At 69.0% G+C, this 23,229-nt stretch carries 22 protein-coding genes and 2 pseudogenes; 17 read left to right on the forward strand and 7 right to left on the reverse strand.

The genetic code is table 11. The features are described from left to right. Positions 1-123 precede the first annotated feature (123 nt). The 11 genes from AB0D27_RS02295 to AB0D27_RS02345 all read left to right on the forward strand — a co-directional run bounded on the left by AB0D27_RS02295 (position 124) and on the right by AB0D27_RS02345 (position 10,133). Positions 124-1,473 (forward strand): MraY family glycosyltransferase, encoded by a 1,350-nt coding sequence (locus AB0D27_RS02295; protein ID WP_362501112.1) that lies wholly within the window; start codon positions 124-126, stop codon positions 1,471-1,473. Positions 1,474-1,769: 296 nt separating this feature from the next. Next, positions 1,770-2,207, forward strand: a complete 438-nt coding sequence (locus tag AB0D27_RS02300) for a hypothetical protein (protein WP_362501114.1) — start codon at positions 1,770-1,772, stop codon at positions 2,205-2,207. Positions 2,208-2,432: 225 nt separating this feature from the next. After that, positions 2,433-3,254, forward strand: a complete 822-nt coding sequence (gene atpB / locus AB0D27_RS02305; RefSeq protein WP_362501116.1) for a F0F1 ATP synthase subunit A — start codon at positions 2,433-2,435, stop codon at positions 3,252-3,254. Positions 3,255-3,327: 73 nt separating this feature from the next. Next, positions 3,328-3,558, forward strand: coding sequence for an ATP synthase F0 subunit C (gene atpE, locus AB0D27_RS02310; protein WP_031039373.1), 231 nt, complete (start codon positions 3,328-3,330; stop codon positions 3,556-3,558). Positions 3,559-3,598: 40 nt separating this feature from the next. Next, entirely contained in the window at positions 3,599-4,141 is a 543-nt protein-coding gene (locus tag AB0D27_RS02315; protein ID WP_362501118.1) for a F0F1 ATP synthase subunit B, read from the forward strand. Continuing rightward, a complete protein-coding gene (locus AB0D27_RS02320) occupies positions 4,138-4,953 on the forward strand; it encodes a F0F1 ATP synthase subunit delta (RefSeq protein ID WP_362501120.1) in 816 nt (271 codons plus the stop codon). The genes AB0D27_RS02315 and AB0D27_RS02320 overlap by 4 nt, the downstream gene beginning before the upstream one ends. A 139-nt stretch (positions 4,954-5,092) precedes the next feature. Beyond that, positions 5,093-6,682, forward strand: a complete 1,590-nt coding sequence (gene atpA, locus AB0D27_RS02325; RefSeq protein WP_362501122.1) for a F0F1 ATP synthase subunit alpha — start codon at positions 5,093-5,095, stop codon at positions 6,680-6,682. Positions 6,683-6,703: 21 nt separating this feature from the next. Next, the gene (locus AB0D27_RS02330; protein ID WP_362501124.1) at positions 6,704-7,618 is read left to right on the forward strand and encodes a F0F1 ATP synthase subunit gamma; all 915 of its coding nucleotides are present in this window, start codon (positions 6,704-6,706) and stop codon (positions 7,616-7,618) included. Next, entirely contained in the window at positions 7,618-9,054 is a 1,437-nt protein-coding gene (gene atpD, locus AB0D27_RS02335; RefSeq protein ID WP_362501126.1) for a F0F1 ATP synthase subunit beta, read from the forward strand. The genes AB0D27_RS02330 and atpD overlap by 1 nt, the downstream gene beginning before the upstream one ends. Positions 9,055-9,182: 128 nt before the next feature. Next, positions 9,183-9,557, forward strand: coding sequence for a F0F1 ATP synthase subunit epsilon (locus AB0D27_RS02340; protein ID WP_168530269.1), 375 nt, complete (start codon positions 9,183-9,185; stop codon positions 9,555-9,557). 129 nt (positions 9,558-9,686) lie between these two features. Continuing rightward, positions 9,687-10,133 carry a DUF2550 domain-containing protein gene (locus AB0D27_RS02345; protein WP_362501128.1) on the forward strand — a complete coding sequence of 149 codons (447 nt, stop codon included), beginning with the start codon at positions 9,687-9,689 and terminating at the stop codon, positions 10,131-10,133. Positions 10,134-10,202: 69 nt separating this feature from the next. Here AB0D27_RS02345 and AB0D27_RS02350 read toward each other — a convergent pair whose 3' ends face one another. The 3 genes from AB0D27_RS02350 to AB0D27_RS02360 form a co-directional block, all read right to left on the reverse strand. Next, positions 10,203-12,041 carry a glycoside hydrolase family 18 chitinase gene (locus AB0D27_RS02350; RefSeq protein WP_362501130.1) on the reverse strand — a complete coding sequence of 613 codons (1,839 nt, stop codon included), beginning with the start codon at positions 12,039-12,041 and terminating at the stop codon, positions 10,203-10,205. Positions 12,042-12,261: 220 nt separating this feature from the next. Continuing rightward, on the reverse strand, positions 12,262-12,903 hold the full coding sequence (locus tag AB0D27_RS02355) for a response regulator transcription factor (protein WP_362501132.1): 642 nt from the start codon (positions 12,901-12,903) through the stop codon (positions 12,262-12,264). After that, positions 12,900-14,084 carry a histidine kinase gene (locus AB0D27_RS02360; protein WP_362501134.1) on the reverse strand — a complete coding sequence of 395 codons (1,185 nt, stop codon included), beginning with the start codon at positions 14,082-14,084 and terminating at the stop codon, positions 12,900-12,902. The genes AB0D27_RS02355 and AB0D27_RS02360 overlap by 4 nt, the downstream gene beginning before the upstream one ends. A 153-nt stretch (positions 14,085-14,237) precedes the next feature. On the opposite strand from AB0D27_RS02360, the gene AB0D27_RS02365 reads away from it, so the two are divergent. Then, complete coding sequence (locus AB0D27_RS02365) at positions 14,238-14,852, forward strand: hypothetical protein (protein WP_362501136.1); 615 nt, start codon at positions 14,238-14,240, stop codon at positions 14,850-14,852. On the opposite strand, the gene AB0D27_RS02370 is transcribed toward AB0D27_RS02365, so the two are convergent. After that, positions 14,769-15,341 (reverse strand): cob(I)yrinic acid a,c-diamide adenosyltransferase, encoded by a 573-nt coding sequence (locus AB0D27_RS02370; protein WP_362501138.1) that lies wholly within the window; start codon positions 15,339-15,341, stop codon positions 14,769-14,771. The two genes, AB0D27_RS02365 and AB0D27_RS02370, sit on opposite strands and share 84 nt — an antisense overlap. Before the next feature lie 13 nt (positions 15,342-15,354). Next, positions 15,355-15,447 (reverse strand): annotated as a pseudogene (locus AB0D27_RS02375) (ABC transporter permease); the annotation flags it as partial. On the opposite strand from AB0D27_RS02375, the pseudogene AB0D27_RS02380 reads away from it, so the two are divergent. The 4 genes and pseudogenes from AB0D27_RS02380 to AB0D27_RS02395 all read left to right on the forward strand — a co-directional run. Continuing rightward, positions 15,447-16,004, forward strand: a pseudogene (locus AB0D27_RS02380) (helix-turn-helix domain-containing protein); the annotation flags it as partial. The pseudogenes AB0D27_RS02375 and AB0D27_RS02380 sit on opposite strands and share 1 nt — an antisense overlap. Positions 16,005-16,131: 127 nt before the next feature. Further along, positions 16,132-16,980 (forward strand): 3-hydroxyacyl-CoA dehydrogenase family protein, encoded by an 849-nt coding sequence (locus AB0D27_RS02385; protein WP_362501140.1) that lies wholly within the window; start codon positions 16,132-16,134, stop codon positions 16,978-16,980. A 196-nt stretch (positions 16,981-17,176) separates the two neighbouring features. Further along, positions 17,177-17,500, forward strand: a complete 324-nt coding sequence (locus AB0D27_RS02390; protein WP_362501142.1) for an STAS domain-containing protein — start codon at positions 17,177-17,179, stop codon at positions 17,498-17,500. 432 nt (positions 17,501-17,932) lie between these two features. Beyond that, positions 17,933-20,470: an ATP-binding protein gene (locus AB0D27_RS02395; protein ID WP_362501143.1), complete on the forward strand. Its 2,538-nt coding sequence runs from the start codon at positions 17,933-17,935 to the stop codon at positions 20,468-20,470. A 64-nt stretch (positions 20,471-20,534) separates the two neighbouring features. Here the strand turns inward: AB0D27_RS02395 and nucS are convergent, their stop codons facing one another. Then, positions 20,535-21,206, reverse strand: a complete 672-nt coding sequence (gene nucS / locus AB0D27_RS02400) for an endonuclease NucS (protein ID WP_362501145.1) — start codon at positions 21,204-21,206, stop codon at positions 20,535-20,537. Between the two features lie 300 nt (positions 21,207-21,506). On the opposite strand from nucS, the gene AB0D27_RS02405 reads away from it, so the two are divergent. Continuing rightward, on the forward strand, positions 21,507-21,899 hold the full coding sequence (locus AB0D27_RS02405) for an SCO5389 family protein (RefSeq protein WP_362501147.1): 393 nt from the start codon (positions 21,507-21,509) through the stop codon (positions 21,897-21,899). Between the two features lie 102 nt (positions 21,900-22,001). Here AB0D27_RS02405 and AB0D27_RS02410 read toward each other — a convergent pair whose 3' ends face one another. Beyond that, positions 22,002-23,030, reverse strand: coding sequence for an LLM class flavin-dependent oxidoreductase (locus tag AB0D27_RS02410; protein ID WP_362501149.1), 1,029 nt, complete (start codon positions 23,028-23,030; stop codon positions 22,002-22,004). Positions 23,031-23,229: the final 199 nt, after the last annotated feature.

Below are 23,229 nucleotides of genomic sequence, written 5' to 3' on the forward strand. Positions count from 1 at the left end.
GTAGGCGCACACCTGTGCACAGCCACTCGTGCAACCATCGTCGCTACCCGGAAGTCCCCAACCGTATGCGCGCATCGCTAGGGTGTGGGGCTGAGATGGCCAGCGAGACCTGTGGGGAAGCCCGTGCGTGAATACCTGCTGACGCTCTGCGTCACGGCCGCGGTGACGTATCTGCTGACAGGGCCGGTACGGAAGTTCGCGATCGTGGCCGGAGCCATGCCGGAGATCCGTGCGCGCGATGTGCACCGGGAACCCACTCCGCGGCTCGGCGGCATCGCGATGTTCTTCGGGCTGTGCGCGGGACTGCTGGTCGCCGACCACCTGAAGAACCTCAACGCGGTCTTCTCGAACTCCAACGAACCGCGCGCCCTGCTCTCCGGGGCGGCGCTGATCTGGCTGATCGGTGTCCTCGACGACAAGTTCGAGATCGACGCGCTGATCAAGCTGGGCGGCCAGATGATCGCCGCGGGTGTGATGGTCATGCAGGGTCTGACGATCCTGTGGCTGCCGATCCCCGGTGTCGGCCTTGTCGCGCTGACCCAGTGGCAGGGCACGCTGCTGACGGTGGCGCTCGTCGTCATCACGATCAACGCCGTCAACTTCGTGGACGGCCTCGACGGACTCGCCGCCGGCATGGTGTGCATCGCCTCCGCCGCGTCGTTCCTGTACGCGTACCGCATCTGGTACAGCTACGGCATCGAGGCCGCCGCCCCGGCGACCCTCTTCGCGGCGATCCTCATGGGCATGTGCCTGGGCTTCCTGCCGCACAACATGCACCCCGCGCGGATCTTCATGGGTGACTCCGGCTCGATGCTCATCGGTCTTGTGCTCGCCGCGGGCGCGATCTCCATCACCGGGCAGGTCGACCCCGACGCGATGAACCTGTTCTCCGGTTCGGAGCGCAACACCGTGCACCAGATGGTGCCCGTCTACATCCCGCTGCTGCTGCCGCTGACGATCATCGCGATCCCGGCCGCCGACCTGGTGCTCGCCATCGTGCGGCGTACCTGGCGCGGACAGTCGCCGTTCGCCGCCGACCGCGGACACCTGCACCACCGTCTGCTGGAGGTCGGGCACTCGCACAGCCGGGCCGTCCTGATCATGTACTTCTGGTGTGCGCTGATCGCCTTCGGCGCCCTCGCGTACTCGGTCAACTCCGGGGCCATGTGGAGCGTGCTCGGCGTCGCCATGCTCAGCGCGGTCGGTCTCGTCCTGCTGCTGCTGCCCCGCTTCACCCCGCGCGCCCCGCGCTGGGCCGAGCACCTCGTGCCGCCGCGCTACCGGCGCCGCAGGGCCTACGCCGCCGAGGACGCCGTGTCCGTCACCCACGCGACGGCGGAGAACGAGGAGCCGGAGGAGGCCCGCGAGCACCGTGCGCCGGTCGCCGCCGGAGTCTCAGGAGTCAACGGTGCGACGGCAATTGGGCCCCGTTCGCGCTTCCTGGATCGGCGCAAGGCCGGATCGTCGCGCTGACGCAAGGTAAGAATCTGACTAACACGTGACCAACTCGTGGGGATATAAAGCGCCCCAATACCAGACAAGTTGGCCACCTGGGTGCACAGACGCGCAGGTTCACTCTCATGTGTGACAGCGAGCACACCTTCTAGGTAAAGACCGCATCAAATAGTTTGTGATACGGTTCACGAGAACCCGGGATAGAGCCGAAGGACCCTAGTGCGACGGTCCCTTGGCGTGAGGATCCCTCTCGGCCCGGGACTACGCTCGTCCATGACGACACCCTGCCCCCCTTAGCAAGCGGAGCTGCCGCCATGCCGTCCAATGACGTCCGGATTCTCCTTCAGGCCGCTGTACCCACAGCTGCCGTCGGCGCGATTGCCGCCGTCGTCAGTGGTGTGGTCGCCGGCGGCAAAGGAGCCACCGGGGCGCTCGTCGCGACGCTGGTCGTCATTCTCTTCATGGGGCTCGGGCTCTACGTTCTGCAGCGCACCGCCAAATCGCTTCCGCACCTGTTCCAGGCGATGGGCCTGATGCTCTACACGGCGCAGATCCTGCTGCTGTTCATCTTCGTCGCGGCGTTCAAGAACACATCACTGTTCAACCCCAAGGCCTTCGCGCTCACGCTCGTCGCCACCACGCTCGCGTGGATCGGCGCACAGGCGCGGGCCCATATGAAGGCCAAGATCTTCTACGTCGAGCCGGACTCGTCGAAGGGCGACAAGCCCGAAAAGACGGGGCACTCGTCGTGAGGGGTAGGGCCGGGATAAGTGCGGGTAAGAGATCCTGCTATCGTCCGGTGCCAACTGCGGCATCGCGGGCGCGGGCATCTGAGCTGACGCCTGCTCAATCGCGAGGCTTGATGCCCCACAGCCGCCCCCACATCCGTAACACCAGTCCAGTGCCGAACCGCGGCTGCGCGCCGCGCCGACACAACGAGGTTGCCGTACCTATGCGCCACGCTGAAGGAGCCCGCGGTGAGTGCTGACCCGACGCAGGTGCTCGCCTTCGAGACCGACTGCCACATCTTCGACGGCTGTGGCTTCCCGGCTCCCGGCCTGCACTCGTTCCTGTTCAAGCCCATCTGGGGCAACGGGGACAGCAACTTGTACTTCAACAAGACGATGCTGCTGGCGCTGCTGGGCTCGATCATCATCGTCGGCTTCTTCTGGGCCGCCTTCCGTAAGCCGAAGGTCGTTCCGGGCAAGCTCCAGATGGTCGCCGAGGCCGGCTACGACTTCGTCCGCCGCGGCGTCGTCTACGAGACCATCGGCAAGAAGGAGGGCGAGAAGTACGTACCGCTCGTCGTCTCGCTCTTCTTCTTCATCTGGATGATGAACCTCTGGTCGATCGTGCCGGTCGCCCAGTTCCCGGTCACGGCGATCATCTCGTACCCCGTGGGGCTCGCGCTGATCGTCTACGTCCTGTGGGTCTCGCTGACCTTCAAGCGCCACGGCTTCGTCGGTGCGTTCAAGAACTTCACGGGATACGACAAGTCGCTCGGCCCGGTGCTGCCGCTGGCCATGCTGATCGAGTTCTTCTCGAACCTGATCGTCCGGCCCTTCACGCACGCCGTGCGACTCTTCGCGAACATGTTCGCGGGCCACACGCTGCTGCTGCTCTTCACGATCGCCAGCTGGTACCTGCTCAACGGCATCGGGATCGCCTACGCGGGCGTCTCGTTCATCATGGTGATCATCATGACGGCCTTCGAGCTGTTCATTCAGGCCCTGCAGGCGTATGTGTTCGTGCTCCTGACCTGCTCCTTCATCCAGGGCGCGCTGGCCGAGCACCACTGAGCGCCTCCCTCTCGACCCCGCAGTCGTCCGGTGGCCAACCCCCACCGGTCCGTAAAGAAAAGGAAGAACTGGCATGTCCCAGACCCTTGCCGCTGTCTCCGGCTCGCTCGGCTCGATCGGTTACGGCCTCGCGGCCATCGGCCCCGGCGTCGGCGTCGGCATCATCTTCGGTAACGGCACCCAGGCGCTCGCCCGCCAGCCTGAGGCCGCCGGTCTGATCCGCGCCAACCAGATTCTCGGCTTCGCCTTCTGTGAGGCGCTCGCCCTCATCGGTCTGGTTATGCCGTTCGTCTACGGCGTGTGACGTCGGATCCACGACAGCCCACTAGACGGAAGGCACTGATATGAGCCAGCTGCTCATTCTGGCGGCCGAGAAGGAAAACCCTCTCATCCCGCCGATCCCCGAGCTTGTCATCGGCCTGATCGCCTTCGTCATCGTCTTCGGCTTCCTCGCCAAGAAGCTCCTCCCGAACATCAACAAGGTTCTGGAGCAGCGTCGAGAGGCCATCGAGGGCGGTATCGAGAAGGCCGAGGCCGCTCAGACCGAGGCCCAGAGCGTCCTTGAGCAGTACAAGGCTCAGCTCGCCGAGGCCCGGCACGAGGCCGCGCGACTGCGCCAGGAGGCACAGGAGCAGGGCGCCACGCTCATCGCCGAGATGCGCGCGGAAGGCCAGCGGCAGCGTGAGGAGATCATCGCCGCCGGTCACGCGCAGATCGAGGCAGACCGCAAGGCCGCGGCTCAGGCGCTGCGCCAGGACGTCGGCCACCTGGCCACCGACCTGGCCGGCAAGCTCGTCGGCGAGTCCCTCGAGGACCACGCCCGGCAGAGCCGCGTCATCGACCGCTTCCTCTCCGAACTTGAGGAGAAGGCCGAGGCGGCGCGATGAACGGAGCGAGCCGCGAGGCCCTGGCAGCCGCACGTGAGCGTCTGGACGCGCTGACGGACTCGACGTCCGTGGACGCGGCTTCGCTCGCCGACGAGCTGGCCGCCGTCACCGCGCTGCTCGACCGCGAGGTGTCGCTGCGTCGGGTCATCACCGACCCGGCGCAGCCCGGCGAGGCCAAGGCCGAACTGGCCCAGCGCCTGCTGGGCGGTCAGGTGAGCGGCACCACCGTGGACCTGGTGTCCGGCCTGGTGCGCTCCCGCTGGTCGCAGCCCCGCGACCTGGTGGACGCCCTCGAGGAGCTGACCGCCACCGCCGATCTCACGGCGGCGCAGCGGTCCGGCGCGCTCGACGACGTCGAGGACGAGCTGTTCCGCTTCGGCCGGATCGTCGCTTCGAACACCGCGCTGCGTGCCGCGCTGACCGACCGCGCCGCCTCGAAGGCGGCCAAGAGCGAGCTGCTGCGCAGCCTGCTCGGCGGCCGGGCCAACGTGACGACCGAGCGTCTGGTGACGCGCCTTGTGACCGCGCCGCGTGGACGTAGCCTGGAAGCGGGACTCGAGTCCCTGTCCAGGCTTGCCGCCGAGCGCCGCAATCGCATGGTCGCCGTGGTCACCTCGGCGGTTCCGCTGAGCGACGGACAGAAGCAGCGCCTCGGTGCCGCTCTGGCGAAGCTCTACGGCCGTCAGATGCACCTCAACCTCGACGTGGACCCCGGCGTCCTCGGCGGGATCCGGGTGCAGGTCGGCGACGAGGTCATCAACGGCTCCATCGCGGACCGTCTCGAGGACGCCGACCGCCGCATGGCGAGCTAGCAACTTCATAAGCAGTAGCAGTAGCAGTACCTACTTACGGCCCTGGTTGGGCCGTGCAGAGGATTCACCTCATTCAGGGGGGAGTCCCCATCCCCCCAAAGTGAAACTTCGGGCCCAACAAGGAGAGCAGGGAACCCAGATGGCGGAGCTCACGATCCGGCCGGAGGAGATCCGGGACGCGCTGGAGAACTTTGTCCAGTCGTACAAGCCGGACGCGGCCTCGCGCGAGGAGGTCGGCACGGTCACCGTCGCCGGCGACGGTATCGCCAAGATCGAGGGCCTTCCCTCGGCCATGGCGAACGAACTGCTGAAGTTCGAGGACGGCACCCTCGGCCTCGCGCTGAACCTGGAAGAGCGCGAGATCGGTGCGGTCGTCCTCGGCGAGTTCAGCGGTATCGAGGAGGGCCAGCCGGTGCAGCGCACCGGTGAGGTGCTGTCCGTCGCCGTGGGCGAGGGCTACCTCGGCCGCGTCGTCGACCCGCTCGGCAACCCGATCGACGGCCTCGGTGAGATCGAGACGTCCGGACGCCGCGCCCTCGAGCTGCAGGCCCCCACGGTCATGGACCGCAAGTCGGTGCACGAGCCGATGGAGACGGGCTACAAGGCCGTCGACGCGATGACCCCGATCGGCCGTGGCCAGCGTCAGCTGATCATCGGCGACCGCCAGACCGGCAAGACCGCCCTGGCCGTCGACACGATCATCAACCAGCGCGACAACTGGCGCACCGGCGACCCGAAGAAGCAGGTCCGCTGCATCTACGTCGCCATCGGTCAGAAGGGTTCCACCATCGCCTCGGTGCGCGGTGCCCTCGAAGAGGCCGGCGCGCTGGAGTACACGACCATCGTCGCCGCCCCCGCGTCCGACCCGGCCGGCTTCAAGTACCTTGCGCCGTACACCGGTTCGGCCATCGGCCAGCAGTGGATGTACGAGGGCAAGCACGTCCTCATCATCTTCGACGACCTCTCGAAGCAGGCCGACGCCTACCGCGCCGTGTCCCTGCTGCTGCGCCGCCCGCCGGGGCGCGAGGCCTACCCGGGTGACGTCTTCTACCTGCACTCCCGTCTGCTGGAGCGCTGCGCGAAGCTCTCCGACGACATGGGCGCCGGTTCCATGACGGGTCTGCCGATCGTCGAGACCAAGGCGAACGACGTGTCGGCGTTCATCCCGACCAACGTCATCTCCATCACCGACGGCCAGTGCTTCCTGGAGTCCGACCTGTTCAACGCCGGCCAGCGTCCGGCCCTGAACGTCGGTATCTCGGTCTCCCGTGTCGGTGGCTCCGCCCAGCACAAGGCGATGCGCCAGGTTTCCGGCCGTCTCCGCGTGGACCTCGCCCAGTTCCGTGAGCTGGAGGCGTTCGCCGCCTTCGGTTCCGACCTGGACGCCGCGTCGAAGGCCCAGCTGGAGCGCGGTCAGCGGATGGTCGAGCTGCTCAAGCAGCCGCAGTACCAGCCGATGCCGACCGAGGACCAGGTCGTCTCCGTGTGGGCCGGTACCACCGGTCGTATGGACGACGTACCGGTCGCCGACATCCGCCGCTTCGAGAAGGAGCTCCTGGAGTACCTGCACCGCAAGGAGCAGGGCCTCATGACCTCCATCAAGGAGGGCGCGAAGATGTCGGACGACACCCTCACCGCCATCGCGGACGCCATCGCGGACTTCAAGAAGCAGTTCGAGACCTCGGACGGCAAGCTTCTCGGCGAAGACGTTCCGGCCACGGCCAAGTGACGTAAGGAAGGGACCTGACTCATGGGAGCCCAGCTCCGGGTCTACAAGCGTCGCATCCGATCCGTCACCGCGACCAAGAAGATCACCAAGGCGATGGAGATGATCGCCGCCTCGCGCGTCGTCAAGGCGCAGCGCAAGGTGGCGGCCTCCACGCCGTACGCGACCGAGCTCACCCGCGCGGTCACCGCGGTCGGTACCGGTTCGAACACCAAGCACCCGCTGACCACGGAGGCGGAGTCGCCGACCCGCAGCGCGGTGCTGCTCCTCACGAGCGACCGCGGACTGGCCGGCGCCTTCAACTCCAACGCCATCAAGGCCGCCGAGCAGCTGACGGCGCGCCTGGAGGCGGAGGGCAAGCAGGTCGACACGTACATCGTCGGCCGCCGCGGCGTCGCCCACTACAACTTCCGTGAGCGCAAGATCGCGGAGCAGTGGACGGGCTTCACCGACGAGCCCACCTACGCGGACGCGAAGAAGGTCGCGGGTCCGCTGATCGAGGCCATCGAGAAGGAGACGGCGGACGGCGGCGTGGACGAACTCCACATCGTCTACACCGAGTTCGTCTCGATGATGACGCAGACGGCCATCGACGGCCGCCTGCTGCCGCTTCGCCTCGAAGAGGTCGCGGAGGAGGCGCCCAAGGGCGAGATCCTTCCGCTGTACGAGTTCGAGCCGTCGGCGGAGGACGTCCTTGACGCCCTGCTGCCGCGCTACGTCGAGAGCCGTATCTACAACGCGCTGCTCCAGTCGGCTGCCTCCAAGCACGCCGCCACGCGCCGCGCGATGAAGTCGGCGACCGACAACGCGGGCGAGCTGATCCAGACGCTCTCCCGACTTGCCAACGCGGCCCGCCAGGCCGAAATCACCCAGGAAATCAGCGAGATCGTCGGTGGCGCCAGCGCCCTGGCCGACGCGACCGCGGGGAGTGACAAGTAATGACGACCACTGTTGAGACGGCCGTTGCCACGGGCCGCGTCGCCCGGGTCATCGGCCCGGTCGTCGACGTGGAGTTCCCCGTCGACGCGATGCCGGAGATCTACAACGCCCTTCACGTCGAGGTGGCCGACCCGGCCAACGCCGGCGAGAAGAAGATCCTGACCCTGGAAGTCGCCCAGCACCTGGGTGACGGCCTGGTCCGCACGATCTCGATGCAGCCCACCGACGGTCTGGTCCGCCAGGCCGCGGTCACCGACACCGGTACGGGCATCACCGTCCCGGTCGGCGACTTCACCAAGGGCAAGGTGTTCAACACCCTCGGTGAGGTGCTGAACGTCGACGAGAAGTACGAGGGCGAGCGCTGGTCCATCCACCGCAAGGCCCCGCGCTTCGACGAGCTCGAGTCGAAGACCGAGATGTTCGAGACCGGCGTCAAGGTCATCGACCTTCTCACCCCGTACGTCAAGGGTGGAAAGATCGGTCTGTTCGGTGGTGCCGGTGTCGGCAAGACGGTGCTCATCCAGGAGATGATCTACCGCGTCGCCAACAACCACGACGGTGTCTCCGTGTTCGCCGGTGTCGGCGAGCGCACCCGTGAGGGCAACGACCTCATCGAGGAGATGTCGGACTCGGGCGTCATCGACAAGACCGCCCTTGTCTTCGGTCAGATGGACGAGCCCCCGGGCACCCGTCTGCGCGTGGCCCTGGCCGGTCTGACCATGGCGGAGTACTTCCGCGATGTGCAGAAGCAGGACGTGCTGTTCTTCATCGACAACATCTTCCGCTTCACGCAGGCCGGTTCCGAGGTCTCGACCCTGCTCGGCCGTATGCCCTCCGCGGTGGGCTACCAGCCGAACCTGGCCGACGAGATGGGTCTCCTCCAGGAGCGCATCACCTCGACCCGTGGTCACTCGATCACCTCGATGCAGGCGATCTACGTCCCCGCGGACGACCTGACCGACCCGGCCCCGGCCACCACCTTCGCCCACCTCGACGCGACGACGGTTCTGTCCCGTCCGATCTCCGAGAAGGGCATCTACCCGGCCGTGGACCCGCTGGACTCCACGTCCCGCATCCTGGACCCGCGCTACATCGCCGCGGACCACTACACCGCCGCCATGCGGGTGAAGTCGGTTCTGCAGAAGTACAAGGACCTCCAGGACATCATCGCGATCCTCGGTATCGACGAGCTGGGCGAAGAGGACAAGCTCACCGTCCACCGTGCCCGTCGCGTGGAGCGCTTCCTGTCCCAGAACACCCACGTCGCCAAGCAGTTCACCGGCGTCGACGGGTCGGACGTCCCGCTGGACGAGTCGATCGCGGCCTTCAACTCGATCATCGACGGCGAGTACGACCACTTCCCGGAGCAGGCGTTCTTCATGTGCGGTGGCATTGAGGACCTCAAGGCCAACGCCAAGGAGCTCGGCGTCTCCTGAACCTCGTGTTCTGAGTGAGGGGGGCGGGGTCGCACCTCGCGGGGTGTGTCCCGCCCCCCTCCACACGCCTACTAGACTTTGACCCAACACCCGGCAGCAACGCCGGGTGGTGACCCGAGGAGCCCACCTTGGCTGCTGAGCTGCATGTCGAGCTCGTCGCCGCGGACCGCAGTGTCTGGTCCGGCGAGGCCACCCTGGTCGTCGCGCGTACCACGTCCGGCGACATCGGCGTCATGCCCGGTCACCAGCCGCTGCTCGGTGTGCTGGAGTCGGGCCCGGTGACCATCCGTACGAGTGATGGTGGAACGGTCGTCGCCGCGGTGCACGGCGGTTTCATCTCGTTCGCGGACAACAAGCTGTCGCTGCTGGCAGAGATCGCCGAGCTGTCGGACGAGATCGATGTCCAGCGCGTGGAGCGGGAGCTCGAGCGCGCGAAGGCAGAGGGCGACGCCTCCGCCGAGCGCCGCGCGGACGTCCGCCTGCGTGCGGTGTCGGCACGCTGAACCAGCGCATCGTGTGAAGCTTTGCCTCAGCCGCGGCTGGGACCGGTTGACTCCGGTCCCAGCCGCGGCTGAGGCGAATCCGGAAGTTTTTTCTTTTCCGTTACCTAGGAGACGAGGAGGTCGGTGTCGATGGTCCTCGCTCTGACTGTGTGCGGGTTGGTAGTGGCACTCGTGGTGGTGGGGCTGTTCGTCTTCGGCCTCCGCCGCCGGCTGATCCAGCGCTCCGGCGGCACCTTCGACTGCAGCCTGCGCTGGGACGTCGCCGAGAAGGGCGACCCCGGTGGCAAGGGCTGGAGCTATGGAGTCGCCCGCTACAACGGCGACCGCATCGAGTGGTACCGGGTCTTCTCCTACGCCCCCCGCCCGCGCCGCGTCCTGGAGCGCTCAGCCATCGAGGTGGCGGGGCGCCGCGCCCCGGACGGCGAGGAGGAGATGGCGCTGCTCTCCGACGCGATCATTCTCGCCTGTCTCCATCGCGGGACACGGCTCGAGCTGGCGATGAGCGAAGACGCGCTGACCGGATTCCTCGCGTGGCTGGAAGCGGCCCCACCCGGACAGCGAGTAAATGTGGCCTGAAAGGCCACATTTACTCGCTGTGTGGGGCCCCCGGACGGAGTCTGGGGGAGCGTCAATCTGGGGTAACCCTTAACTCAGGCCGCTGTTGATGGCGCTCACCAGCTCGCCATTGCTGGTGTCGCCGCTGAACTCCCAGAAGAACGCGCCGCCCAGCCCCTGGGTCTTGGCCCACGCCATCTTCGTACCGATGGTGGCCGGGGTGTCGTAGCTCCACCAGTTGCTGCCGCAGTGGGCGTACGCCGTACCGGCGATGGTGCCGGTGGCCGGGCAGGACGTCTTGAGGACCTTGTAGTCCTCGATGCCCTGCTCGTACGTTCCTGCCGCCGGCCCCGTGGCCGTGCCGCCCGGCGCGTCCTGTGTGACGCCGGTCCAGCCGCGACCGTAGAAGCCGATGCCGATCAGCAGCTTGCTCGCGGGTACGCCCTTCGCCTTGAACTTCGCCATCGCGTCGGCCGTGGTGAAGCCGGCCTTCGGGATGCCGGTGTACGAGGTGAGCGGGGAGTGCGGAGCGGTCGGGCCCTGGGCGTCCCAGGCGCCGAAGAAGTCGTACGTCATCACGTTGTACCAGTCGACGTACTGGGCCGCGCCCGCGTAGTCCGCGGCGTCGATCTTGCCGCCGGAGGAGCCGTCAGCGGTGACGGCGCCGGTGACGAGGTTGGCGCTGCCGAACTTGGCGCGCAGGGCTCCCATCAGGTTCTTGTAGGCGGCGGCCCCGCTGGTGTCACAGCTGAGACCGCAGGCGTTGGGGTACTCCCAGTCGATGTCGATGCCGTCGAAGACGTCCGCCCAGCGCGGGTCCTCGACCAGGTCGTAGCAGGACTGGGCGAAGGCGGCCGGGTTGGCGGCGGCCTCGGCGAAGCCGCCGGACCAGGTCCACCCGCCGAAGGACCACAGGACCTTGAGGTTCGGGTACTTGGCCTTCAGCTCGCGCAGCTGGTTGAAGTTGCCGCGCAGCGGCTGGTCCCAGGTGTCGGCGACGCCGCTGACCGACTGGTCGGCGGTGAAGGCCTTGTCGTAGTCGGCGTAGGAGTCGCCGATCGCGCACTTGCCGCCGGTCACGTTGCCGAAGGCGTAGTTGATGTGCGTGATCTTCGACGCGGAGCCGGACGTCACCAGGTTCTTGACGTTGTAGTTGCGGCCGTAGATGCCCCACTCGGTGAAGTAGCCGAGCTTGACGGCGGAGCCGGAGGGCGGGGGAGTGGTGGTGCCGCCGGTGGTGTGCACGGCGACCGCGCCACTGACCGGACCGGTCTGGTCGGCGGTGTCGCGGGCCTGAACGGTGTACGAGTAGTCGGTGCCGGCGCTCAGACCGGTGTCCGTGTACGACGTCGTCGTCACGGTCGCGACCTTGGTGCCGCCGCGCAGGACGTCGTAGTTCTTGATGCCGTTGTCGTCGGTGGCCGCGCTCCAGGAGAGCTTCACCGAGGTGTCGGTGAGGGAGGACGTGGTCGGGGTGCCGGGCGCGGTCGGCGGATTGTCGCCGGGAACGGTGCTGCCGCCGTCACAACTGCCGCCGTTCAGCGTGCAGTTGGAGGGGGAGCCGGAACCGGCGCCGTTGAAGCCGAAGGAGACCGAGGCGCCCGCGGCGAGGGTGCCGTTGTAGGACTTGTTCTTGGCGGTCCAGTGGGTGCCGGAGGACGTCACGTCCGCGTCCCACGCCGACGTCACCGACGTGCCGGAGGGGAAGTCCCATGCGATCGTCCAGGAACTGATGCTGGTGGTCCCGGTGTTCTTGACGGTCCACTTGCCCTCGAAGCCCGTACCCCAGTCCTGGGTCTTGGTGTACGTGGCCGTGGCCGTGCCGGCCGCGTGGGCGGGGCTCGCGAGGCCGACCAGCGCGGCGAGCGGGAGGAGCAGGGTGGTGAGCCCTGCCACGGTTTTGCGTCTGGCTCTCTGCCTGAAGCGCATGATGCCTCTCCTCTTTTGTCTGTTCGCACTCCGGGGCGCTACAGCCGGTGGCGAGAGCGCGACCGTGCTCAGCCCTTCGGGCCTCCGCGCGCTCGCGCTCTCGCCCCGGCGCGCCCTTTCGGCCGGGGGTGTCGTGGGCATGGCTAAGCGCAGTGCGGTGAGAATAGAAAGGTCTGGACCATAGGTCAATAGGTCTGGACCAGTGCGCCGAGGTGTCGGCTCAGATCCCCAACTCCCGGGCGAGTACAGCAGCTTGCACCCGGCTGCGCAGCTCCAGCTTCCCCAGCAGTCGGCTGACGTGGGTCTTCACCGTCGCCTCCGCCATGTCGAGACGGCCCGCGATCTCCGCGTTCGACAGTCCCTGCCCGAGGCGGGACAGCACCTCGCGCTCGCGTCGGGTGAGGGCGTCGAGGACGGACGGATCGGCGGTCGGCTCCCGTACGGGCTTGGCCGCGAACTCGGCGATCAGCCGGCGCGTCACGGCCGGGGCGATGAGTCCCTCCCCGCCCGCCACCGTCCGTACCGCCTCCAGCAGATCCCGGGCCTCGGTGTTCTTCAGCAGGAACCCCGAGGCGCCCGCGCGCAGCGCCCCGAAGACGTACTCGTCGAGATCGAAGGTGGTGAGCACCAGTACGTCGGCGAGCTGCTCGGCGACGACCTGCCGAGTGGCGGACACCCCGTCCAAGCGGGGCATCTGGACATCCATCAGGACCAGATCCGGCCTGAGTTCACGGGCCAGCGCGACCGCCCGCTCGCCGTCCGCCGCCTCGCCGACCACCTCGATGTCCGGCGCGCTGCGCAGGATGAGGACCAGCCCGGCGCGTACGGCGGACTGGTCCTCGGCGACGAGCACGCGGATCATTGGGGTTCTCCTTGGGTCAGGGGCAGGGTGGCGCGTACGGCCCAGACCTTGCCGGCGGGGGAGTCCTCGGGCCCGGCCTCGAAGACACCGTGCAGCAGGGCGACCCGCTCCCGCATGCCCACCAGACCGGCCCCCGAACCCGGAGCACGCGGTCCGTCCCGGTCGCCGTACGGACTGCTCACCCGCACCGCGAGCGAGCCGTCCCGCTGGGCGAGCGTGACGGTGACCCGGCCCGGGGAGGCATGCTTGAGGGCGTTGGTCAGGGACTCCTGGACGATGCGGTACGCGGCGAGTTCGACCGGCGCGGGGACCTTGCCGTGGTCCGCGGTGAGCGTGACGTCGAGGCCGTTGACGCCGGCGCCCCTCACCAGCGCACCGAGCCCGTCGAGCGTGGGCGCCGCCGAAGGTTCGCGCTCACCGCTGTCGTCCCGCAGGATCCCGATCAGCCGTCGCATCTCGGCAAGACCCTCGACGCTGTTCTCGCGGATGACGGCGAGGGCGTCCTTGGACGTCTTCGGGTCGTCGAGGGAGAGCGCGGCCGTGGAGTGGATGGCGATCGCGGACAGATGGTTGGCGACCATGTCGTGCAACTCCCTTGCCATGCGGGCCCGTTCGGCGGCGACCGCGTGGGTGCGGTCGATCCCGGCGAGCAGGGCGGTCTGTTCGGCGCGCAGGCGTTCCGCGTCCGCCGTGTCACGGTGGTTGCGCACGACCCAGCCGGTGGCCGCGGGCACGACGGTCGCCAGGCCCGTGCCGACGCCGATCAGCAGGGCCTGCGGTACGCGCCAGAGCACGACGGGCACCACACCGGCGGCCACCGTGATCAGCCCGGTGATCCAGGGGATGCGACGGGCGGCGCCGGGTGACCCGTAGAGCACGGCCGCGTAGACGAGGTCCGTGAACATCACGACGGTGGCCAGGTTGCCCCGGGTGACCAGGTCGGCGACGAGCGCGGCCGTGCCGATGAGCAGGGCGGTGCGGGGCCGCGTACGCCGCATCAGCTCGCACCCGGCGGTCACGCCGAGCGGCAGGAGCACCACCCAGCCGTGGTCGACACGGGACACCGGGTCGTCCGGCGTACGGCTGTAGAGACCGACGCCCCACAGGACCAGCCCGCCCACGAGGCCCAGGGCCGCGATGCGCACGTCGTCGCGGTGCGGGCGGGGGAGTCGCAGGGCCATGGCCCCCATCCAACACGCAGGCGTCGGCCTCGGCGTCCCCGTCGTGGGTGACGTGGAAGTACATCGAAGGATGCAGTCCGACCTCGTCAGCACCGACGACGTATCGCGTCCGCGCGGACGTGAGCCTGGAAAGGTGAGCGAAGGGAGCGAACCGTGATCGTCGGACTGATCATCGCCTGTGAGGCCGGCTTCTGGGTGCTGCTGGGGGCGGGCCTCGCGGTCCGCTATCTGCTGAGGATGCGCCGCACCGGCGTGGCCCTGCTGCTGGGCGAGCCACTGCTCGAAGTCGTGCTGTTCGTGGTGACGGTGATCGACCTGAAACGCGGGGCGGAGCCGAGCTGGGAGCACGGCCTCGCGGCGGTGTACATCGGCTTCACGGTGGCGTACGGCCACTACACGATCCGCCGGCTCGACGGCCATGCCGCCCACCGCCTCGCGGGCGCGCCGGCCCCGCCCAAGCCGCCCCGATACGGGATGGCCCGGGCGAGGCACGAGGCAAAGCTATGGCTGCGCACCGTGCTGGCGGCCGCCGTCGCCTGCGTCCTCCTCCAGGCCGCGATCCGGTACGTCGGCGACGGCGGCACGGAGTCCCTGCGGGCCTTCCAGTGGGTGGCGCTGCGGGCGGCCGTGATCCACGGCCTGATCGCCCTCACCTACGCGCTCTGGCCGAAGAGGGCGCCCGCCTCAGCGCTCGCCGCCCGGGACCCAGAGCACGTCCCCGACCTCGATGTTCGCCGTCCTGGCAAGGATGAAGAGCAGGTCCGATAGCCGGTTGAGGTAGGTCGCGGTGAGCGGGTTCATCACGTCCCCGTGGACTTCCGTCGCCGCCCACGTCGACCGTTCCGCGCGGCGTACGACCGTGCACGCCTGGTGCAGCAGGGCCGCGCCCGGGGTACCTCCCGGCAGGATGAAGGAGCGCAGCTTCTCCAGCCGTTCGTTGAAGCGGTCGCAGTCCGCCTCCAGCTTGTCGATGTAGAACTGCTCCACCCGCAGCGGCGGGAACTCGGGCTTCTCCACCACGGGCGTCGACAGGTCCGCGCCCACGTCGAACAGGTCGTTCTGCACCCGGGTGAGGACCTTGACGATCTCCTCGTCCAGGCCGCCGAGCGCGATCGCCGTCCCGATCACCGCGTTCGCCTCGTTGGCGTCCGCGTATGCCGAGATCCGCAGATCGGTCTTGGCGACCCGGCTCATGTCACCGAGGGCGGTGGTGCCCTGGTCGCCGGTCCTGGTGTAGATGCGCGTCAGATTGACCATGAGGCCAGCGTAGTTAGGCTCCGGCCTTCCGGAAGACACGTGTGCCCACCGTCACGGCGAGCGCGGCGAAGGCGAGGGCGACCAGGACGCCGTACAGCATGGGGGCGCGGGTTCGACGCGGTGACGGTCGCGGAGGTCGCGGACGCGGCGAACGTCTCCGTGAACACCGTCTACAACTACTTCCCGGCCAAGGAAGACCTCTTCCTCGACCGCTCCAAGGGAGTCGTCGACCGCCTCGCCCGCTGGGTGCGCGGCCGGGAGAAGGGTGAGTCGGCCGCCGCCGCCGTGCTGCGCGAACTGCGCGACGAGGTCGAAGCGGTTTCGCCCCGGCTCGGCCTGATGACGGGATATGCCCGCTTCATGCAGGTCATCCATGAAGCCCCCGCACTCCGCTCGCGGTTGTGGGCGATCGGCCAGGAAGTCCTCGTCACTCTGGAGGAGGCGCTGCGCGAGGAGACCGGCGCGTCCGCCGCCGACCCGCTGCCCGGTCTGATCGCGGGCCAGATCAATTGGGTGCATCAGACCGTCATGTCCGTCATCGGCCGGGAGATGATGGCCGGCCGCCCTCCGGGCGAGGTGTCACGCGAGGTGCTCGTGCTACTCGACGACATGGAGGACCTTTTGAGTGAGAAGGTCCTCAACTACGCCGTACGGGCGGTGTAATGACCCGCGCCGGTGTGACGTCCGTCATCTGAGACGTGACGCGCATTACTTACCGGTCACACAGCCCCTCACGGGCGCTAGGGTCCGCCGGAGAGGCAACTTAAACAGCGTGTTAAGGGGAGTCGGAGTGGCACGGAAGCTCGCCGTCATCGGAGCCGGACTCATGGGGTCCGGTATTGCCCAGGTCTCCGCGCAGGCGGGCTGGGACGTCGTCCTGCGCGATGTCACCGACGAGGCGCTGACCCGGGGCGTCGACGGCATCAAGGCCTCGTACGACAAGTTCGTGAGCAAGGGCAGGCTCGAAGGCGCGGACGCGGACGCGGCGCTCGCGCGCATCACCGCCACCACCGACCTGGACGCGGCCGCCGACGCGGACATCGTCGTCGAGGCCGTCTTCGAGAAGCTCGAGGTCAAGCACGAGATCTTCCGGACGCTCGACAAGATCGTCCGCGACGACGCGGTACTGGCGTCCAACACCTCCGCCATCCCGATCACCAAGATCGCAGCGGCCACCGAGCACCCCGAGCGGGTCGTCGGCGTGCACTTCTTCTCGCCGGTGCCGATGATGCAGCTCGTCGAGCTGGTCCGCGGCTACAAGACGAGCGACGAAACCCTCGCCACCGCACGGGAGTTCGCCGAGTCCGTCGGCAAGACCTGCATCGTCGTCAACCGCGATGTGGCGGGATTCGTGACCACCCGCCTCATCTCCGCGCTCGTCGTCGAGGCGACCAAGTTGTACGAGTCCGGCGTGGCCACCGCCGAGGACATCGACCTCGCCTGCAAGCTGGGCTTCGGCCACGCCATGGGACCCCTGGCCACGGCCGACCTGACCGGCGTCGACATCCTCCTGCACGCCACCAGCAACATCTACACCGAGACCCAGGACGAGAAGTTCGCGCCGCCCGAGCTGATGCGCCGGATGGTTGACGCCGGTGACATCGGCCGCAAGAGCGGGCAGGGCTTCTACAAGCACTGAATGATCAAGCGGCGCCGGAATCCGGCGCCGCAGTTGGCACGGAAACCGCACGCGCCTCTGGGGCATCACTCCATGAGGTGAATTCGGTATCGGTTCGCTTACGAACAGCAACCAGTCTGCCCTCGGGGCAGTCAGACGGTGCACACACAGAACGCAGGCTGACGCAGCGTACGAGACGCACTCTCGGGGAGCGCATATGTACATCAGGGGCGACCACGCCGAGCTGGTCGTCGGGGGCCGCCTCGACGTACGCAGCGCGGCGGACGCCCGTACGGTCCTGCACTCGGCCGTCGACGACGGAGTCGGCGACCTGGTGCTGGACCTGTCCGATCTGGACTCCTGGGACGCCACCGGACTCGGTGTCATCATGGGGGCCCACCGACGGGCCGGGCGGTGCGGCCGACGGCTCGTACTGCGCGGCGTACCACCGCAGATGCAACGCCTGCTGGTCGCCACCCGGTTGCACCGGATCCTGGCGATCGAGGGCGGCATCGGGGTCGAATCCCTGCCCCGGGTGTGAGCTCTCGTACTCGGCTTGACCGGCGTACGAAACGAAACGCACTACACGCACACACGCACAATCCTCACGAAGCTGTGACGTCTCGGACGGCGCGGTACCCCGGCTGTTCGTAGATACTGTGCGAAGGTTTAGGGTTCGGCTGCCCGCCGCCCGAAACCCTACGAGCGGGCACCGGACCAGAAGCGACAGCGCGATGTGCAGCAAGGCCGGGAGGGGGGCCTTGGGCCCTGTCGTCAACCTCCCGTCTGCTGCGCGACGCATGGCACGCACGCTCGCCGCGTTGCCGAAAGGCCCTGGTAGCTGCGCTACGAGGCCCTTCCGGCGCCTTGCGATCGCACGCACCGGACGCCGCGCGGCCCGCCCTCCGGGGCGGACGGCGGGAGGCTGACGACAGGACCCACACGCACACGACGCTTTTGGGGGGCTTGGAACATGGACCCGAACAACCGGGGACCCGAAGAGTACGGCCATGACGACGACGGCCAGGCGCCTCGCTCGCGCCCGCCACGCGACCCGCTCACAGCTGACCTGGGCCAGCACTCACCCGCGCTCGCCCGCACGGTCCAGCTCGTCTCGGGCGACTTCCTGCTCACCGTCAACCCCGTCGACGGCAGCGAGATAGAGAACTGCCCGCCGCACGAGCGGCCGCAGCCGCCGGCGAAGTTCGGCGTCGCCGAACGCGCCGAGCTGGCCCGAGCGGCCCAGCCGCCGGTGCCGCCGGGTCCGGCGCAGCCCCGGCTGCCGCTTCTGGAGCGCCAGGAGGAGCGCGAGCGGCTCGTACGCCTCCTCGCGCGCGGGCGCTCCGTACGGCTCACCGGGCCCGCCGGATCGGGCCGCACCAGCCTGCTCGCCGCCGTCGCCGACGACTGCGCGGACCTCGCGCCCGACGGCGTCGTACGCCTCTCCGGCTACCGGCGCACGGCGAGCGACCTGCTGTACGACCTCTTCGCCGCCGTCCACGACGCACCGCTGTACCGTCCGGAACGGGACGAACTGCTCCGGCTCGTCCACGAGATCGGCGCGGTCGTCGTCCTCGACGACGTGGAGATCGGCGGCAGCGCGCTCGACGAACTGCTCGACGCCACCCCCGAGTGCGCCTTCCTGATCGCCGCGACACCCGACGTCCCCGCGCCGTCCGCCGACTCACTCCTCGAAGAGGTGTTCCTCGGCGGCCTCGACCGCAGTGGCGGCCTGGAGCTGCTCGAGCGGGCCGTCGGACGCGTGCTGACCGAGGACGAGGCGAACTGGGCGGGCGACCTCTGGTTCGAGTCCGAGGGCCTGCCCCTGCGCTTCATGCAGGCCGGGGCGCTGCTGCGGCAGCGCGACCAGTTGCAGGCCGGCGAGAACGCCGTCGACGAGTACGGCGTCTTCGAGGACGCCCCGGTCGACGCGCCCTTCGACTCCGGCGACCGCCATGACGTACCGCTGCCGTCGCTCGCCGAAGGGGCCGCGCCCGCCGCACTGCTCGCCTCCCGGCTGAGCGAGTCGGCGCGCGCCACCCTGCGGTTCGCGGTCGCGCTCGGCGGCGAGGTGCCGCACCAGGCGCACCTGCCCGCGCTCGTGGGCGACACCCACGCCGACGCCGCACTCGCCGAACTCGCGGGCTGCGCCCTGGTCTCCCCGGTCGGCTCGCGCTACCGGCTCGCCGCCGGAGTGCAGGCCCAGCTGGAGGCCGCCGGATACGCCGAGGGTCTCGAAGAACAGGCGCTCACCGCGGCGCAGCACTACACCTGGTGGGCCGGGCATCCCTCGGTCACCCCGGAGCGGGTCTGTGCCGAGGCCGACGCCCTGCTCGCCGCGATCACCGTGCTGGTGCCGCTCAGCACCGCACCGCTCGACGAGCAGGACGACAGCGCCGCCGTACAACTGGCCCGCACGGCCGCGCCCGCGTTCGCGGCGGGCCTGCACTGGAGCGCCTGGGAACGCGCGCTGCGCTCCGGCGCCGAGGCCTCCCGGCTCTTCGGCGACGTAGCCGAACAAGCCTATTTCCACCATGAGTTGGGCGTCCTCGCGCTCTGCGGCGGCCAGCTGGACCGGGCTCGCGCCGAGTTGGAGGCCTCCATCGGGCTGCGCGGCGCCCTCGCCGACAAGCGCGGCACCGTCGCCGGCCGCCGCGCTCTCGCGCTGGTGGCCGACCGCTCCGGGGACACGCCCGGCCTCGGATCCACCGCGGGGGAGGAGGTGTCCGGCGCGCGGTACGAGGAGTCGGCGTCGCCCCCCGGTGGTGTACCGGCCGCCTTCGCCCTGGCCGAACCGCCCGCCGAACCCACGACGCTGGTCACCCACCGGGCAGGCCCCCACACCCCGGCGCCTAAGCGCGCCGGCGTCGCGGGCCGCCTGGTCAGCGGCACCCGGCGCAACCTGGTGGCCGCGGGTGCGGGCGCGCTCCTCGTCGCCGTGCTCGGCACCGTGGTGACGCTCGGCGCGACCTCGAACCACGACAACGACCCCCCGTCCGAGAAGGTCGGCGTGAACCCGTCGGCCAGCCAGGGCAGCGAAGACGACAGCCTGGGCGCCGACAAGGCCAAGAAGGGCAGCGACTCCAGCACTGGCGTCGCGGCCACGCCCACCGATCCGGGCCCGGACGGCACGTACGGCACCTCGGACGATCCGACGCCGACGGGCACGGGCGGCCGCACTGAGCCCTCCGACGATCCGAGCGGGACGAAGGGGTCGAGTACGCCGTCGAAGTCGCCGTCCAAGAGCCCGTCGAAGTCGCCGACGACGAAGCCGCCGTCCTCGACACCGAAGCCTTCGCCCACCTCGACGTCGCCGACGCCTTCCGAGACGCCGACGTCGCCGTCCAGCACGCCCACCCCGTCGACGCCGCCGTCCACCTCGGACACCGCGAGCGGCCCCGCGTCGAGCAGCGCCCCGGCGAGCACCACGGCCAGCGCGCCGCAGAGCAGCGCCACCAGCGCTCCGGCGAGCGGCACTGGTGCCGGGTCGCCGAGCGGCGCGGTGATCTGACGGTACGAAGCGAGAGGGCCGGGTCCACGGCGGACCCGGCCCTCTCGCGTTGTCATCGGCGCGGTCAGAACAACCGCAGCTTGTCGTCCTCGATGCCGCGCATCGCGTTGTAGTCCAGGACCGCGCAGCCGATACCGCGGTCGGTGGCGAGGACGCGGGCCTGCGGCTTGATCTCCTGGGCGGCGAAGACGCCGCGGACCGGCGCGAGGTGCGGGTCGCGGTTCAAGAGCTCGAGATAGCGCGTGAGTTGCTCCACGCCGTCGATCTCACCGCGCCGCTTGATCTCCACGGCGACGGTCTGGCCCTCGGCGTCCCGGCACAGGATGTCGACCGGGCCGATGGCCGTCATGTACTCGCGGCGAATCAGCGAGTAGCCCTCGCCGAGCGTCTCGATGCGGTCGGCGAGGAGCTCCTGAAGGTGTGCTTCCACGCCGTCCTTGATCAGGCCCGGGTCGACGCCGAGTTCGTGCGAGGAGTCGTGGAGGATCTCCTCCATCGTGATGATGAGCTTCTCGCCCGCCTTGTTGATGACGGTCCAGGTGCCTTGCTCGTCGCCGGAACCCTCCTTCAGCGTGCAGGGCGGCGACATCCAGTTGAGGGGCTTGTAGGCCCGGTCATCCGCGTGGATCGAGACGCTGCCGTCCGCCTTCACAAGGATGAGGCGGGGGGCCGAGGGAAGATGGGCGGTGAGCCGGCCCGCGTAGTCCACGGAGCATCGGGCAATGACGAGACGCATGGTCGGCAACGCTACTCGACGGGCCCCTGTACACGCGATTCGCCCGCCCGTCTCCCACCACCACCCTCAACAGAGGACCCTGCTGTCCCGCCCCTTTCTTCCCGGAAATCTCCTGTTCGTTCGTGGCCGATTGTGTGCCTACTGGGAGTTCGCTATGTGCGCATTCTCCTGGTGCCGTCACCGCCCGTTGCTTACCGTATAAACGGGAGGTCGCGATGCGTGTACTCACCGTGTTCGATATCGCGAACCCCTGGCCCTGTCCGGCAACCCCCGAGGTCTGGGGGTGCGAGAGGAGAACCCATGTCGCTCGACGTCTCACCGGCCCTACTCGAACAGGCCGAGCGAGGCGAGGTCGACGAAGCTGACTTCGTCGACTGCGTCCGGACCTCCCTGCCCTATGCGTGGGAGATGATCAGCTCCCTGGTGGCCCAGCTGAAGGTGGACGGCGGCAACTTCGCCGACAACCAGACGCCTCCGCCGGACGAGCAGGCACGTGGCCAGCTGCTGCGTGCGCTCGCGAGTGACGCGATACGCGGCGCGCTGCAGCGGCACTTCGGAGTGCGGCTGGCCTTTCAGAACTGCCACCGGGTGGCGGTGTTCCCGCTGGACACCTCAGTGGACGAAACGCTGGCACGCTTCACCTCGGTCCGCAGTCAGCTGCTGAACCAGTCCCCGGAGTTCAGGGACTGCTGACGCGGTGACGTCGCACAGCTTGCCGCCCCGTACGCGGGAGGTGCATTGGTACTGGGGCGGCAAGCTCCCCGCGTTCCCGGCCCGTTGGACAGGTGGCGTCCGTCACCGGAGGTGGGGCAGCACTTCGGCCCCGAGGCGCCGTACGTTCTCCTCCGTGGCCGCCAGATCCCCCGAGCCCTCGACGAGCAGGGCGAAGCGGGAGATTCCCGTCCGCTCCGAGGTCGCCGCGAGCCGGTCGGCGCACAGCCGAGGGGTGCCCACCGGGTGCAGCCCGCAGAGCAGCTCGGTGTACGCCAGGGGGTCGCGCATCGAACGGGCGCGGCCGTCGACCGTCACGTGGGCGTCCAGACCCTGCTTCAGCCAGCCCGGCATGGCCTTGGTGAGCGCCTCCACCGCGTCCGTGCGGCGGTCCGCGATCTGGCAGACGCCGGCCGACACATGGGCCGCCGTGCGGATCTCTTCCTCCGGATGGCCCGCGGCGCGCGCCGACTGCCGCCACAGCGCGACCATTTCGGCCTTCTCCTCGTCCCCGACATGCATCCCGAGGAGCATCGGCAGCCCGCGCTCGGCCGCGCGCCGCACGCTGACCGGCGAGGTGCAGGCGACGACGACCTCGGGACCCGGAGTGCCGCTGAGCGCCTCCGACGGCCGGGGGACGACGGGGACTTCCCGGAAGGCGAACCGCTCCGAGGTGCCCGCGACGGACGGCTCGCGCAGCCAGCGCAGCAGCAGATCGAGTGATTCCGGGAATCCCTCTTCGTACGCCTCGAGTCCCGAACCGAAGACCTCCAGGTCGACCCAGGGGCCGCCGCGCCCGACGCCCAGCGAGAACCGCCCGCCGGACGTGAGGTGCAGCAGCGCGGCCTGCTCGCCGAGTGCCACGGGGTGGACAGTGGGCAGCACACTGACCGCCGTGCCGATGCGGATCCGGCTGGTGCGGCCGAGCAGGAACGCGGCGAGAGTGACGGCCGACGGACAGGTCCCGTACGGCACGAAGTGGTGCTCGGCCAGCCAGACCGAGTCGAGCCCCGCCCCCTCGGCGACCTCGGCCGTCCGCACCGCGCGGTGCAGGGCCTCCCCCTGGCCCTGTCCCGGGAACTGGGCGGCCAGTACAAAACTTCCTACGTGCATCGCACTTCCTGCTTCCTCGGCTCCGACTCGGGAGCTCCCCCACCCGGCATAACCGTGTGACACGTGCCGAAGTCACGGCCTGGCGGAGAGATTGGCGGATTGTCTGCGAAATGAGCCGTCCGGAGGGGGATCCGGGCGGGTTGGCGGAGTACGCGTACCCCTGTGCGTGCCGCGTAGGCTGGACATGGCTCCTACTCCC

This window comes from Streptomyces sp. NPDC048415, from assembly GCF_040651675.1.
Classification (GTDB): domain Bacteria; phylum Actinomycetota; class Actinomycetes; order Streptomycetales; family Streptomycetaceae; genus Streptomyces.